Source organism: Desulfotignum balticum DSM 7044 (assembly GCF_000421285.1).
In the GTDB taxonomy this organism is placed as follows: Bacteria; Desulfobacterota; Desulfobacteria; order Desulfobacterales; family Desulfobacteraceae; genus Desulfotignum; species Desulfotignum balticum.
On the sequence record NZ_ATWO01000001.1, the window covers coordinates 147,936 to 160,526 of the forward strand.

General features: G+C 56.7%; 15 protein-coding genes. 6 read left to right on the forward strand and 9 right to left on the reverse strand.

Features of this window, described 5'->3' with window-relative positions; all coding sequences use genetic code 11:
- Nucleotides 1–37 precede the first annotated feature (37 nt).
- On the reverse strand, nucleotides 38–424 hold the full coding sequence (locus K365_RS0100860) for a YccF domain-containing protein (RefSeq protein ID WP_024333148.1): 387 nt from the start codon (nucleotides 422–424) through the stop codon (nucleotides 38–40).
- A gap of 3 nt (nucleotides 425–427) precedes the next feature.
- Here K365_RS0100860 and K365_RS0100865 point away from each other — a divergent pair, with 3 nt between their 5' ends.
- Genes K365_RS0100865 through K365_RS0100890 form a run of 6 tightly spaced genes read left to right on the forward strand, consistent with a single transcriptional unit; the run spans nucleotide 428 to nucleotide 4,943 of the window.
- Complete coding sequence (locus K365_RS0100865; protein WP_024333149.1) at nucleotides 428–745, forward strand: hypothetical protein; 318 nt, start codon at nucleotides 428–430, stop codon at nucleotides 743–745.
- Between the two features lie 37 nt (nucleotides 746–782).
- Nucleotides 783–1,895 carry an S-methyl-5-thioribose-1-phosphate isomerase gene (mtnA, locus tag K365_RS0100870; protein ID WP_024333150.1) on the forward strand — a complete coding sequence of 371 codons (1,113 nt, stop codon included), beginning with the start codon at nucleotides 783–785 and terminating at the stop codon, nucleotides 1,893–1,895.
- A gap of 18 nt (nucleotides 1,896–1,913) precedes the next feature.
- Nucleotides 1,914–2,384, forward strand: coding sequence for a siroheme decarboxylase subunit beta (gene ahbB, locus K365_RS0100875; RefSeq protein ID WP_024333151.1), 471 nt, complete (start codon nucleotides 1,914–1,916; stop codon nucleotides 2,382–2,384).
- Between the two features lie 8 nt (nucleotides 2,385–2,392).
- Nucleotides 2,393–3,751, forward strand: a complete 1,359-nt coding sequence (locus tag K365_RS0100880; protein WP_024333152.1) for a B12-binding domain-containing radical SAM protein — start codon at nucleotides 2,393–2,395, stop codon at nucleotides 3,749–3,751.
- 53 nt (nucleotides 3,752–3,804) lie between these two features.
- On the forward strand, nucleotides 3,805–4,251 hold the full coding sequence (locus tag K365_RS0100885) for a DUF1178 family protein (protein ID WP_024333153.1): 447 nt from the start codon (nucleotides 3,805–3,807) through the stop codon (nucleotides 4,249–4,251).
- The gene (locus tag K365_RS0100890) at nucleotides 4,251–4,943 is read left to right on the forward strand and encodes an MlaD family protein (protein ID WP_024333154.1); all 693 of its coding nucleotides are present in this window, start codon (nucleotides 4,251–4,253) and stop codon (nucleotides 4,941–4,943) included. Before K365_RS0100885 ends, K365_RS0100890 begins: the two co-directional genes overlap by 1 nt.
- Nucleotides 4,944–5,091: 148 nt before the next feature.
- On the opposite strand, the gene K365_RS0100900 is transcribed toward K365_RS0100890, so the two are convergent.
- The 8 genes from K365_RS0100900 to K365_RS0100935 all read right to left on the reverse strand — a co-directional run bounded on the left by K365_RS0100900 (nucleotide 5,092) and on the right by K365_RS0100935 (nucleotide 12,584).
- Nucleotides 5,092–6,126, reverse strand: a complete 1,035-nt coding sequence (locus tag K365_RS0100900; RefSeq protein WP_024333155.1) for a PDDEXK nuclease domain-containing protein — start codon at nucleotides 6,124–6,126, stop codon at nucleotides 5,092–5,094.
- Nucleotides 6,104–6,322: a hypothetical protein gene (locus K365_RS0100905; RefSeq protein WP_024333156.1), complete on the reverse strand. Its 219-nt coding sequence runs from the start codon at nucleotides 6,320–6,322 to the stop codon at nucleotides 6,104–6,106. Before K365_RS0100905 ends, K365_RS0100900 begins: the two co-directional genes overlap by 23 nt.
- A gap of 109 nt (nucleotides 6,323–6,431) precedes the next feature.
- Nucleotides 6,432–6,875 carry a DMT family transporter gene (locus K365_RS0100910; RefSeq protein ID WP_024333157.1) on the reverse strand — a complete coding sequence of 148 codons (444 nt, stop codon included), beginning with the start codon at nucleotides 6,873–6,875 and terminating at the stop codon, nucleotides 6,432–6,434.
- 12 nt (nucleotides 6,876–6,887) lie between these two features.
- Nucleotides 6,888–7,283 carry a secondary thiamine-phosphate synthase enzyme YjbQ gene (locus K365_RS0100915; protein WP_024333158.1) on the reverse strand — a complete coding sequence of 132 codons (396 nt, stop codon included), beginning with the start codon at nucleotides 7,281–7,283 and terminating at the stop codon, nucleotides 6,888–6,890.
- A 19-nt stretch (nucleotides 7,284–7,302) separates the two neighbouring features.
- Nucleotides 7,303–9,312, reverse strand: coding sequence for a transketolase (gene tkt, locus K365_RS0100920; RefSeq protein WP_024333159.1), 2,010 nt, complete (start codon nucleotides 9,310–9,312; stop codon nucleotides 7,303–7,305).
- 33 nt (nucleotides 9,313–9,345) lie between these two features.
- Nucleotides 9,346–10,215, reverse strand: coding sequence for a radical SAM protein (locus K365_RS0100925; protein ID WP_024333160.1), 870 nt, complete (start codon nucleotides 10,213–10,215; stop codon nucleotides 9,346–9,348).
- A gap of 72 nt (nucleotides 10,216–10,287) precedes the next feature.
- Nucleotides 10,288–10,731: a tRNA (N6-threonylcarbamoyladenosine(37)-N6)-methyltransferase TrmO gene (tsaA, locus tag K365_RS0100930; RefSeq protein ID WP_024333161.1), complete on the reverse strand. Its 444-nt coding sequence runs from the start codon at nucleotides 10,729–10,731 to the stop codon at nucleotides 10,288–10,290.
- Between the two features lie 35 nt (nucleotides 10,732–10,766).
- Nucleotides 10,767–12,584 carry an ABC transporter ATP-binding protein gene (locus tag K365_RS0100935; RefSeq protein ID WP_024333162.1) on the reverse strand — a complete coding sequence of 606 codons (1,818 nt, stop codon included), beginning with the start codon at nucleotides 12,582–12,584 and terminating at the stop codon, nucleotides 10,767–10,769.
- Nucleotides 12,585–12,591 lie beyond the last annotated feature (7 nt).

Consider the following 12,591-nt stretch of genomic DNA (forward strand, 5'->3'; position numbering starts at 1 on the left):
TCATGCTCCTTGCACCGGATCAAGTGCTTTTGATCTATCAATGATACACCACCCGTTTTCCCAAAGGGGCGAAACAGACCAGGGCCAGCCTGAAATGGGCAAATCCGAACGGAATCCCGATAATGGTGAGGCAAAGGCTGGCACCGGCCAGGATATGGGAGATGGCCAGCCAGATGCCTGCCAGGATGATCCACAGAAAATTGGCCAGCCCTGTACCGACCACGCGGGCTTCCCCCACATCCCGGGCATCCACCAGATCTTTGCCGAAGGGAAACGCGGCAAACCCGGCGATCCGGAATGCGGCCCAGGCAAAGGGGATGCCCACCACCGTGATGAACAAAAGCCCGCCCGTCAAAATCCACAACAGCCAGGCAATCAAGCCGCCCCCGAAAATAAACCATAAAATATTGAGTATCAGCGTCATACAATGTCCTTTGGTATCCATTTGCGGCCATTTTGCCGGGTTGTGCCCCATGATGTATTTAAAAATACAAAATTAGCACTCGGCCCTTTTTTTGTCAAACACAGGTTTTGCCGCTTCCCGGCCAAAGAGACCCTCTGGAATCCGACACAAAAAAACTTGATTTTGACGGGGTATCCCTATAGCCTATGCAGTGAATTTTGGCTGAAAATTAAAAGAGGAACCCATGAGAAATTACAAACGCAGCGTCGTGATATGGCTGCATTGATCCGGGATATGAACCGGGCCATTGCCGAAGCGGATCAGTTTATCGCACACCTGTAACCTTACCTTTACCTGCTTTTCCAGGAGAAAATGAATCATGAATGTAGACGGTAAAGAGATGCGGCCCATCTGGTTTGACCGGGACACGGAAACAGTCCGGGTCATTGACCAGCGGTTTCTGCCCCATGAGTTGATAATCAAGGACCTGACCCATGTGGACGAGGTGATTCACGCGATTCGGGAAATGGTGGTGCGGGGAGCCCCTCTCATCGGTGCCACCGGTGCTTTGGGGGTGTATGTCATACTGGTCCAGAAAGGAAACCGGGGAATGGATGACGCCTGGTTTTCCTCCCAGTGCGACGACCTGAAAAACGCCCGTCCCACGGCCACGAACCTGCGCTGGGGCGTCAACCGGGTCCAGGCAAAAGTGATGGAAAAGACCTCCCATGAAACGCGGATTCAAGCCGCGCTGGATGAATCTTTGGCCATTATGGAAGAAGAGGCGGATAACTGCCGGAAAATCGGGACCCATGGACTGGAACTGATCCGGGAAACAGCCGATCGAAACCCGGGCCGGCCCGTGAACATTCTGACCCATTGCAATGCCGGATGGCTGGCCTGCATCGAATACGGCACGGCCACCGCCCCCATCTACGCGGCCCATGATGCGGGAATCCCGGTCCATGTGTGGGTGGATGAAACCCGACCCTTAAACCAGGGGGCCCGCCTGACGGCATGGGAACTGGGCAAACACGGGGTCCCTCACACCGTGATCACGGACAATGCCGGGGGGCATCTGATGCAGCACGGCCGGGTGGACCTGGTGATCGTGGGCACGGACCGGACGACCCGGACCGGAGATGTGGCCAACAAGATCGGTACCTATCTCAAGGCCCTGGCGGCCAGGGACAATGATATCCCTTTTTACGTGGCCCTGCCGGCCTCCACGTTTGACTGGGACCTGACCGACGGGATCCGGGAGATTCCCATTGAAGAACGGGACCCGGATGAAATCCGGTATGTCCGGGGATGGCATGATGATGCCATGATTCAGGTGCGGATCACCCCCATGGACAGCCCGGCGGCCAACCATGCCTTTGATGTGACACCGGCCCGGCTGGTGACCGGGTTTATTACGGAAAGAGGGGTGTGTGATGCATCGGAAAGCGCCATCACGGCATTGTATGCCGATCGATTCAAGAATGACTGATAATTTTTTTGGGAACCTATGATAACGGATTTAGAAAAAAAAGTGATTGCCCTGCTCCAGACCGACATTCCCGTGGTGCAACGGCCGTTCAGGCAGATGGCTGAAAAAATCGGTGTGACCGAAGAAAAATTTCTGGAAGTGCTGACGGATCTCAACCAGCGGGGGATCATTCGGCGGTTCGGAGCGACATTGAAACACCAGAAATCCGGTTTCAAAGCCAATGCCATGGTGGCCTGGAACGTGGATGAATCCCGGGTGGAGCCCGTGGGCACGGCCATGGCACAGTTTGATGAAATCACCCATTGCTACAGCCGGAATCCGGCGCCGGGCTGGCCTTATAACCTGTATACCATGGTTCATGCCGCCAATGAGGACCAGTGCCGGGCATTGGCGGAAAAGATTTCCCAAACCGTGGGAGAGACCGATTATATCCTGCTTTTCTCCAGAAAAGAGCTGAAAAAAACATCCATGAAGTATTTTGAAGATTGAGTGCTTCCATGCCGGATGGGCCCCATGTGCTGTGTGTGAATCCCTGGATTCATGATTTTGCCGCCTTTGATTTCTGGTTGAAACCCCTGGGATTGCTGACCCTGGCCGGGTTGCTGCGTGATGCCGGAGTCCGGATCAGTTTCATCGACTGCCTGGACCGGTTTCATCCAAAGGAGACAGGCCCGGTGAAAACCGCATGGGACGGCCGGGGACCGTTCCGGAAAACCCCGATCCTTCCGGCGGATGTGATCCCGCCCTCGGCCGGCCCCCTGCCCCGGACACGAAAACAATTCTTTCGTTACGGCATTCTGCCTGACTGGTTCAGAAAAGATCTGGAAGCATTGGACCCGCCGGACCTGATTCTGGTCACATCCCTGATGACCTACTGGGCCTCCGGCGTCACGGAAACCATTTCCGTGATCCGGTCCGTGTTTCCGGATGTCCCAATTGTCTTAGGAGGAAAATACGCCACCTTATGCCAGGAGCATGCCGCCGCCTTTTCCGGAGCAGACCTTGTGATCACGGGCCAGGGGGAGCCGGCCCTGGAAAATATGATCACCCGGTTCACTGGCCGGCCCCTTCTTGTGAATGACCGGCCGGATGATCCGCCGTTTCCGGCCCTGGACCTGTGTTCAAAACTGACGTTTGCACCGGTTTTAACGACCCGGGGGTGCCCGTTTTCCTGTGAGTACTGCGCCTCTTCTTTTCTGGAACCCCGCATGGTCCGCCGGTCCCCGGATCGGGTGTTTGAAGAGATCTGTCACTGGCACCACCAGCATCACATAAAAAATTTCGCATTTTATGATGATGCCCTGCTGGTGAACGGACCCAATCATGCCTACCTGCTGATGGAAAAAATCATTGACGCCGGCCTGGACCTGTTTTTCCACACCCCCAATGCCCTGCATATCCGGGAAATCACCCCTGAAGCGGCCGATCTCATGTTCCGGGCCGGATTTAAAACCATTCGTCTGGGACTGGAAACGGCGGCCTTTTCAAAAGACCGGCAATACGATGTCAAGGTCCGGGCCGATGAATTTTTCCGGGCCGTGAATGCCTTGAAAACAGCCGGATTCGACGCACAGCAGATCGGGGCGTATCTGTTGTGCGGCCTGCCGGACCAGAATCTGGATGATGTGGCCGCGTCAATGGCGTTTGTCAAAAAAGCCGGGGTGTTGCCCGTACTGGCCTTTTACAGCCCCATTCCCCACACCCCGCTGTGGGAAACGGCCGTCTCCGGGGCCCGGTTCGATCTTAACCGGCACCCGGTGTTCACCAACAACAGCCTGTTTCCCTGTGTCCGGTCTGAAGCGGACCGGGCGCGGATTTCCCGATTGAAAAACCAGCGGGTTTCAGATATAGTTTAACCGGATGCATTGGGCATCTGCTTAGTTTTTCCGAATCAAGGGAATAAATCATCATGATCGTATTTGATCTGGAATGCATCAACGGCCATGCGTTTGAAGGGTGGTTCCAGGACAAGCAGGAGATGGAAACCCAGCAGGAGCAAGGTCTGCTGCAATGTCCCGTCTGCGATACCACCGCCGTGGTCCAGAAGCTTCACCCCATTGCCATCAAGACCTCGGCACCTGTCCGGGCCCGATCAAATGAGGCACACCAGGCATTGCAGGCCGGTCAGGAAGCCATGGCCGAACTCACGGAACGGGTGGCCCGGTTTGTGGAAAACAATTTTGAAGATGTCGGCACATCCTTTGCCAAAGAAGCCTTGAAGATGCATTACGGGGCATCTGAACATCGCAGCATCCGGGGGACCACCACGCGTGAAGAGGAAAAAACACTTCAGAAAGAAGGGGTGCCCGTGATCAAAATCCCTGTTTACAAAAAACCAGACGAGGAGTTCAATTAATGATACGGTTTTCCAGCGCTTTTTCCCATATTTTTTACAGTATCGTGACGGTGCTGGCCGGTGTTTTTCTTTTTGCCGGATGCACGGGCTATGGTTTCACCATTTCTTTTGACCAGGTAAACGGATTAAAGGAAACGGATCCCGTGATGTTTGAGGAAACCCGGGTCGGACAGGTGAAAAAAATCACCTATACCAAAGACGCGGTCTTCCTGGTGTCCGTTGAAATTGCCGGTCAATTTTCAGACTGCGCCACGGAAGATTCCCGGTTTTTCATCGGACAGGGACCGGATGAAACGGCCGGCAAAGCTGTGATCATTGAACAGGCCCGGACGGGCGGCACAAAAATCCCCGCCGATGCCGTGGTTGACGGCAGTCCGGCATCTCCGGCTGCGGCCGCCGCCGCTTCCATGGATGAGATGTGGCAGGCGTTGGGAAAAAAGATGGCCGACATGATGGCACAGATTGAAACCATTCCGGAAACCGAAGAATATCAGGCCATGAAAGATGCCATGGCCGAACTGGAACAAAAGCTGAAAGACTCCGGACAGAAAATGAGCGATACCCTGAAAAACGATGTTCTCCCTTTGCTGGAAGAAAAGATCAAAGCCTTGTCAGACAGCCTCCGACAGCAGGGGCAGGAAAACAAGGCAGACGATCTGGAAAAGGATTTTGGGCGGCTTCAGGATATTTAGCCATTCGCGTTCATTTTGGTGGATTCGCCAGACTCATCAAGCAGGCTGTTCACCTGGAAATATCGACTGATGTCTGTTCCTGATCCGGCCTCTCCAAGCACTTTGGCAATGGCCTCAACTGTACCTGGGTCAAAAGGAGGGTGTGTACTCACTTCTCAATTCCCTCCAGCAAGGCCGCAATCTCTTCCGGCTGGGGCAGCTGCCCCTTCAGCTCTTTGGGCAGCGTCCTGGTGATTTCATATGTGGCCACGCCGATGGGTTTGCGGGCGTCATGCAGGGCGTACTCGACGATGGTGCGGCTCTTTTCCTTGCAGAGAATGATGCCGATGGAAGGGTTCTCGTCCTCCTGCCGGACCTGCCGGTCCAGTGTGGTCAGGTAAAACTGCATTTTTCCGACGAATTCCGGCCTGAATTTCCCTATTTTCAGCTCGATGGCCACCAGGCAGCGCAGACGACGGTGAAACAGCAAGAGGTCGATAAAGAACTCTTCGCCGTCAATTTCCAGCCGGTATTGACTCCCCATGAAAGCAAACATGCCGCCCATGGCCCGGAGGAAATCTTCGATCCGGGCGATGAGCGCCCGCTCCAGCTCCCGCTCGCCGTGTTCCTCGCCCAGTTCCAGGAAATCGAAGGTGTATTCATCTTTCACCGCCAATTTGGCTTGGGCACGAAGCCTGGACGTCAGCGCCTGGTCAAAATTGGTCTGGCCGAGCAGGGATTTTTCATAGCTCTGGTTGTCGATCTGATGGATAAGGACATTCTTGGACCAGCCGAATTTGCGGGTCATGCGGATATAGAATTCACGTTCCAGTGGGTCCTTGCACTTGCTCATGATGGCGAGATTATGAGCCCAGGCAATTTCTCCAACCAGTGGTTGGAGTTTTTCATGGCCGCTGTATTCCAGATAAAACTGGCGCATGTACCAGAGGTTCTGCACTGAAAAACCACCGACTCCGGGAAACTCCCGCCGCAAGTCCTTAGACAGGTTTTCCACGACCGACCGGCCCCATCCGGACGTCTCCTGACGTTCGGCGATCATCCGCCCGATATCCCAGTAAAGTCTGACCAGCTCCGCATTGACCACTTTCAGCGCGGCGTACTGCGCTGAACGGACGCGCTCTTTCACCTCGGTGAGGAGGCGTGCGTAATCCGGGCCGGGATTATTTTTGTTCAGTTCGCTCATTCCCCGCCCCCGTAAAAAGATTTAAATCCGCAGTTTTCGCAGATTCACGCAGATTTTCTGAATCGGTTTTTAATCTGCACCCATCCGCGTGATCTGCGGATAGTTCGTTCTCAAGCATTTCAAAAAGACCGCTCATCGATTCCCGCAACGCCTTTGAGCTTTCCTGCCAATTGGCAATCACCTGTTTGAGGCTCATTCCCCCGTAACGTGCCTGCGCCGTCAGCCTTCACCCACTCGTCGATCTCGTCATGGGCAATTGCCACGCCAGAGGCGGTAACGGGGATGCAGGACAAAGATTCCCCAATTTAAAATTTCCGGATCAGCACCACACCCGCGGTAATCAGGGCAATGCCCAGGATCCTCAGCCAGGAGATGGTCTGCACGGGCACCCCCAGCAGGCCATAATGATCCAGGGCCACGGCCATGAGCAACTGGCCCGCCACCACCAGGCTGAAGGTGAGGGTGGCGCCCAGCCGGGGGGTCAAAATGATCACGGACGTCACATAAAACGCCCCCAGGAGCCCGGCCAGCCAGACCCACCATTCAATGCCGGCTGCCTGGCGCACGGCGGTGAAATCCGTACGCAAAACAAGGCCGTAAACCAGCAGTCCCAGGGTGCCCACAAAAAATGAGATCAGGGCCGCGTACACGGGATCCCCGATGGCCCGGCCCATTTTTCCGTTGAACCCGGCCTGGACCGGGGCCATCATGCCGGCCACAAGGGCGGTGAGCAGCCATATCAGTTTCATTTCACGTTCCTTTTACTGATCCGCCAGAATCGTGACATTCACCTTCCGGTTCCGGGGCCCGTCAAATTCACAAAAAAAGATGGATTGCCAGGTGCCCAGCACCAGATCTCCATTTTCCAGGGCCACCATTTCCGACGGTCCGAACAGGCTGACTTTGATGTGGGCCGCGGAATTGCCTTCCAGATGGGTGTACCCGTCATCCCAGGGGATGACTTTGTTGAGGGTCTTTAAAATATCCACCGGGACGGCCGGATCCGCATTTTCATTGATGGTGACCGCGCCTGTGGTGTGCATGGAACAGACATGCACCAGCCCGTTTTGGATGCCGGAATCCTTTACCACCTGCCGCACTTGACCGGTGATATCTTTCATCTGGGTTCTGCTGTCGGTTTTGATACCAATTATCACACGGCACCTCTTTGTTGTATTAGCCTTTTACCAGTGACAGGGCCTGGTTGACCACATTGTCCACGGACATGCCCAGTTGTTCCAGGACCTCTTTGCCCGGGGCCGAGGCCCCGAACCGCTCGATGCTGACCATGGCCCCTTTGGGGCCCACATATTTTTCCCATCCCATGCCGATACCGGCCTCCACTGCCAGGCGGCAGGTCACCTCCGAAGGCAGGATACGCGCCCGATAGGGGGCCGGGGCTTTTTCAAACCATTCCCAGGACGGCATGGACACCACGGAGGTCTGGATATTGTGTTCCTTTTCCAGTATTTCTGCCGCTTTCAGGCTGATATGGACTTCCGAGCCCGTGGCGATGAGGATCAGATCCGCTTCTTTCCCCCGGTTCTGAATGGCATAGGCCCCGTATTGAAATTCTCCGTCCCGTTTGGATACATCCAGGACCGGCAGTTTCTGACGGCTCAAAATCAGGGCCGTGGGCCCGTTTGAGGTGGTTAACGCCTGTCTCCAGGCCTGGGCCGTTTCATTGGCATCGGCCGGGCGCACCACATGGAGCCCGGGGATGGCCCGCAGGGCCGCCAGATGTTCCACGGGCTGATGGGTGGGGCCGTCTTCCCCCACGGCCACGCTGTCATGGGTGAACACATAGATCAAAGGCAGGTTCATCAGCGATGCCAGCCGGATGGCCGGGCGCATGTAATCCGCAAACACCAGAAAGGTGCCCCCATAGGGACGGACCCCGGAATGCAGGTACATGCCGGCCAAAACCCCGCCCATGGCATGTTCCCGGACCCCGAACCGGATGTTCCGGCCTTTCCGGCCGTTTTTTTGAAACTCGCCGGAACAGGTGAGATAGGTCTTGTTGGACGGGGCCAGGTCCGCAGACCCGCCCATGAGCGCGGGCAGGTTCGGGGCAATGGCATTGAGCACCTTGCCTGAAGCGGCCCGGGTGGCTACCGGGGCATCGGATGTGGAAAACTCCGGAATATCTTTGTCCCATCCCTTGGTAAGGAATCCGCTCACGGCATCCACAAACAGGGCCGCATCTTCGGGATAGGCTTTTTTATAGGCTGAGAAAACATCCTGCCACGCGTTCTCCAGGTTTTCACCGGATGCCACTGCGTTGCGGGTATGATTCAGTACGGCTTCGGGCACATGAAAGGTCAGATCCTCGGGCAGCCCATAGAATTTTTTCACCAGCCGGATCTCTTCGTCCCCCAAGGGGGCCCCATGGGCATCGGCTGTATCCTGCTTGTTGGGGCTGCCATAAGCGATATGGGTTCTGATCTTGATCAAAGACGGGCGGTCCGTTTCCTCTTTGCCCGCCTGGATGGCGGCCTGGATGGCAGTCAGGTCATTGCCGTTTGCCACTTCCGTTACATGCCAGTTCATGGCCGTGAATTTGTCTGCCACGTTTTCCGTGAACGCGATATCCGTGGCCCCTTCAATGGTGATCTGGTTGTCATCATAGATCAGGATCAGTTTTCCCAGACCCAGATGTCCGGCCAGAGACACGGCTTCCATGGCCACCCCTTCCATGAGGTCCCCGTCCCCGCACATGCAGAAGGTATGATGGTCAATGAGTGCGTTGTCATCCTTGTTGAACCGGGCTGCCAGGTGGGATTCGGCAATGGCCATGCCCACGGCGTTGGCAATGCCCTGGCCCAGGGGCCCCGTGGTGGTCTCCACCCCCGGGGTTTCTCCGTATTCCGGATGGCCCGGTGTCCGGGAGCCCCATTGTCTGAAATTTTTCAGATCATCCAGGGTCAGCCCATACCCGAACAGATACAGCAGGCTGTAAAGCAAAGAAGAGGCATGGCCGCCGGACAGCACAAACCGGTCCCGGTCGATCCATGCCGGGTTTTGGGGATGATGTTTTAAAAACGTATTGAACAGCACATAAGCGGCCGGTGCCAGGCCCATGGGTGCACCGGGATGGCCGGAATTGGCTTTTTGCACGGCATCCATGCAAAGGGCTCGAATGGTATTAATCGTGAGTTGATCCAAATTTTCTGTGGCATCGACCATGATCTATTTCTCCTGATAAAAGTGAGCTGAGTGTTATAAGGCTCTCATAAATTCGGGTTTAAGTTTAATTTTTCCGCTCAACGCCTGAGCGATCTGATCCAGGGTTTTTTCCTTGTCCCGGGGAAGCCGGGCCCGGACGGGCAGGTAATTGGAGGCATGGTTGGCATGGAACAGCCCGTCCGACAGATGGGTGGACGCTATCATCTGGCCCAGTTCCGCCAGCATCTCTTCCGGGGACGGCAGCTGGAACCGGCCGGCCTGGTAATCATCATGCAGTTCCGTGCCCGGAATCAGCATCAGGCTCAACGCCCCCACATAGTCGGGATCGATTTCCGACAGGACCCGGCCCGTCTCTTTGGCATGAATCAACGACCGCGCTTTTCCGGCCAGCCCCACCAGCACGGTGACCGACAGTTGGATCCCCGCCTGTTTCACCCGTTTCCCCATGCGGATCATCTTGTCAGAGGTGGCGCCTTTGCAGATATCGGCCAGTACCTGGTCATCGCCGGATTCCAGGCCCATGTAAGCGATGCCCACGCCCAGGGATTTCAGTTCCGCCAGCTCTTCATCCGTTTTCATGCCGATACCCTTGGTATTGGCATACACGCCCACCCGCTCCACCCAGGGAAGCCGGTCCCGAATCCGTTCCAGAATGGGCCGCAACCGCCGCATGGGCACGATCATGGCATCCCCGTCACAGATGAACAGCCGCGTTTGCTTAGGGAAATGGGTCCGGGCATACTCGATGTCCTGGAAAATGACATCGTCTTTTTTGATGGTGAACCGCTTGTCCCGGAAGCTGCCGCAAAACGTGCACTTGTTGTGGGAACACCCTAACGTAACCTGAAGCAGGATGCTGTCCGCCTCGCTGGGAGGCCGTATGATCATTCCGTCATAATGCATGGGATAATTTTCCTGTTAAAATTCCAAAGGCTTACTTTTAACAGGTATTGCATCAAATTTCAATGTCATTGATCATGTTCGGTTCCGCCAGCCGTCATTGGCGTCATCCTTGAAATCCAGCCCCTTGAAATGGGGCTTGAGATCCAGCAGCGGGGTGTTGTCCAGCACATCGATGCCGGAAATATCCAGGCGGGTGCCGGTGATCCCTTTAAGTCGCACGGTGCTCAGCCCGATGGGGTTGGGCCGGCGGGGAGAACGGCTGGCAAACAGTCCCACTTCCTTGCCCCCGCCGCTGGGGGGGTGGACATGCAGGGTCACGGGTTTGTCCGGCCGGTCCAGGAAGAAAAACACCTGGATGTAGTTGAACGTGTCCAGGCGGTAAAGCCCGTCCGCCAGTTCCGGATTCAGGTCAATGTAAAACGTGCCTGCCGCTTCCGGGTTTGGCTGGTGGGGCACGTCATGATGGGAGGTGTACGGGGTGTGAATGGTTCCGATGGGATGAAACAGGATGTCCATGATGTCTCCTTGATGATCAGTGTTTTTCAATTTTTTCATACGGATGAAGACACGGGTGCCCGGGGCCGGATCAGGCCCTGGGCGCTGCGGATCAGGGTCCGGGTGTATTCATGGGCCGGATGGTTGATGATCCGGGCCGCCGGGCCCGTTTCAATGATCCGGCCGCCGGACATCACCCCGATGCGGTCCGCCACTTTTCGTGCCAGTCCGATGTTATGGGTGACAAACAGCAGGGTCACCCCTTTTTCGATCTGAAGGGTCAAGAGCATTTTGAGCACCTTGGCCTGAACACTGGGATCCAGGGCGCTGGTGGGTTCGTCGGCAACCAGCAGGTCGGGTTCATGCACCAGGGCCCTGGCCAGGCAGACCCGCTGGATGGCTCCCATGTTCAGTTCATGGGGATAGCGCTTCAGAAATTCCGGGGCACAGGACAGGCGCACATCGGACAGGGCCGCTTTGACCCGGTCTGCCAGTGCGGATTCGTCCCTGACGGTTTTGTGGATCCGAAGCGGCTCCGCCACGATTTCAAACACCGTGAGCCGGTGGCTCACGGATTCCGCCGGGTTCTGGTAGATGATTCCGATACGGGTGGCCAGGGATGCAGCCTCTTTTTTCATCCACAGGTCCATGTCCCGGCCCTGGAAGGTGCGGGTTCCCTGGTCCGGGAAAACGGCCCCCGCCGCAATCATGGCCAGGGTGGTTTTGCCGGATCCCGTTTCTCCCACCAGGCAGAACACCTCTCCGGCCATGAGCGTCAGGTCCGTGGGATGCAGGGCCGTGACTTTGCCATAGGATTTGGCCACCTGTTCAAAATGCAGGGCCCGGGCGATCCCGCCCCGCAGGCAGCGCACCCGATGGTCCCCGTCCGGTGTGATCTCCATGGCCACAGATCCCAGGGAACAGGCCGGGATGGCCTGGGTGCACCGGGGCTGGAACAGGCACCCTTCCGGCGGGGCATGCCCGCCCTGGTGAAACGCGTCCGGGGCTGCCACATGGGTGTGCACATGGGTGTGGCCGTTATCTGCGGCATGGGCGTGGACCATCCGGTAGAACGCATCCCCCCGGATTCCGCCCAAGTCCCGCACCGCGTCCATGGTGGGAAAGGCCCGGGCCAGGGCCAGGGTATAGGGATGGGCCGGGTGTTCCAACAGATCCCTGCCGGGCAGGTGTTCCATGATCTGGCCCAGATAGAGCACGGCAATTTCATCGGCCAGAGCCCCGGCCAGATCCAGGTCATGGGTGATGAGCAGCACACTTTTGTTTTGGGCCCGGCATTGTTGAATCACGTCCGCGACAAAGGATTTGGTCACGGCATCCAACGCCGCCGTGGGTTCATCTAAAATCAACAGGGGCGGGTCCAGGATCAGGCCCATGGCCAGAAGTCCCCGCTGGACCTGGCCGCCGCTCAATTCATGGGGATACCGGTCTGCCAGTTCCGGTGCCAGGCCCATGGTGGTCAACCGGGTTTGGGCCATTTCCAGTGCCTGTTTTTTCGGGGTGCCCCGCTGGATCAACGGTTCGGCCACCTGATCTTTCAGCCGATGCACGGGGTTGAGATTGGCGGCCCCGTTTTGAAACACCATGGCCGCTTTGGCCCACCGGATCGGGGTCATGCGGGCCTCATCAAACGCCAGCAGATTTTCCTGACCCAGAAAGATCTCTCCTTTGACCTTTGCATTGTCCGGCAAAAGTCCCATAATGGCTTTGCCCAGCGTGGTCTTGCCGGAACCGGATTCCCCCACCAGGGCTGTGATACGTCCCGGCGCCAGGGTCAGGTCCACCCCGTCCAGGGCCAGCAGGGCGTGGTCGTCTTCCGTATATTGAACCGTCAGTTTTTTTATGGTGATCCGCACGAAGATA

Coding starts and splice junctions, on each gene's coding strand:
- K365_RS0100860 (WP_024333148.1), bottom strand. CDS start 424: ATGACGCTGATACTCAATATTTTATGGTTTATTTTCGGGGGCGGCTTG.
- K365_RS0100865 (WP_024333149.1), top strand. CDS start 428: ATGTCCTTTGGTATCCATTTGCGGCCATTTTGCCGGGTTGTGCCCCAT.
- mtnA (WP_024333150.1), top strand. CDS start 783: ATGAATGTAGACGGTAAAGAGATGCGGCCCATCTGGTTTGACCGGGAC.
- ahbB (WP_024333151.1), top strand. CDS start 1,914: ATGATAACGGATTTAGAAAAAAAAGTGATTGCCCTGCTCCAGACCGAC.
- K365_RS0100880 (WP_024333152.1), top strand. CDS start 2,393: ATGCCGGATGGGCCCCATGTGCTGTGTGTGAATCCCTGGATTCATGAT.
- K365_RS0100885 (WP_024333153.1), top strand. CDS start 3,805: ATGATCGTATTTGATCTGGAATGCATCAACGGCCATGCGTTTGAAGGG.
- K365_RS0100890 (WP_024333154.1), top strand. CDS start 4,251: ATGATACGGTTTTCCAGCGCTTTTTCCCATATTTTTTACAGTATCGTG.
- K365_RS0100900 (WP_024333155.1), bottom strand. CDS start 6,126: ATGAGCGAACTGAACAAAAATAATCCCGGCCCGGATTACGCACGCCTC.
- K365_RS0100905 (WP_024333156.1), bottom strand. CDS start 6,322: ATGAGCCTCAAACAGGTGATTGCCAATTGGCAGGAAAGCTCAAAGGCG.
- K365_RS0100910 (WP_024333157.1), bottom strand. CDS start 6,875: ATGAAACTGATATGGCTGCTCACCGCCCTTGTGGCCGGCATGATGGCC.
- tkt (WP_024333159.1), bottom strand. CDS start 9,312: ATGGTCGATGCCACAGAAAATTTGGATCAACTCACGATTAATACCATT.
- K365_RS0100925 (WP_024333160.1), bottom strand. CDS start 10,215: ATGCATTATGACGGAATGATCATACGGCCTCCCAGCGAGGCGGACAGC.
- tsaA (WP_024333161.1), bottom strand. CDS start 10,731: ATGGACATCCTGTTTCATCCCATCGGAACCATTCACACCCCGTACACC.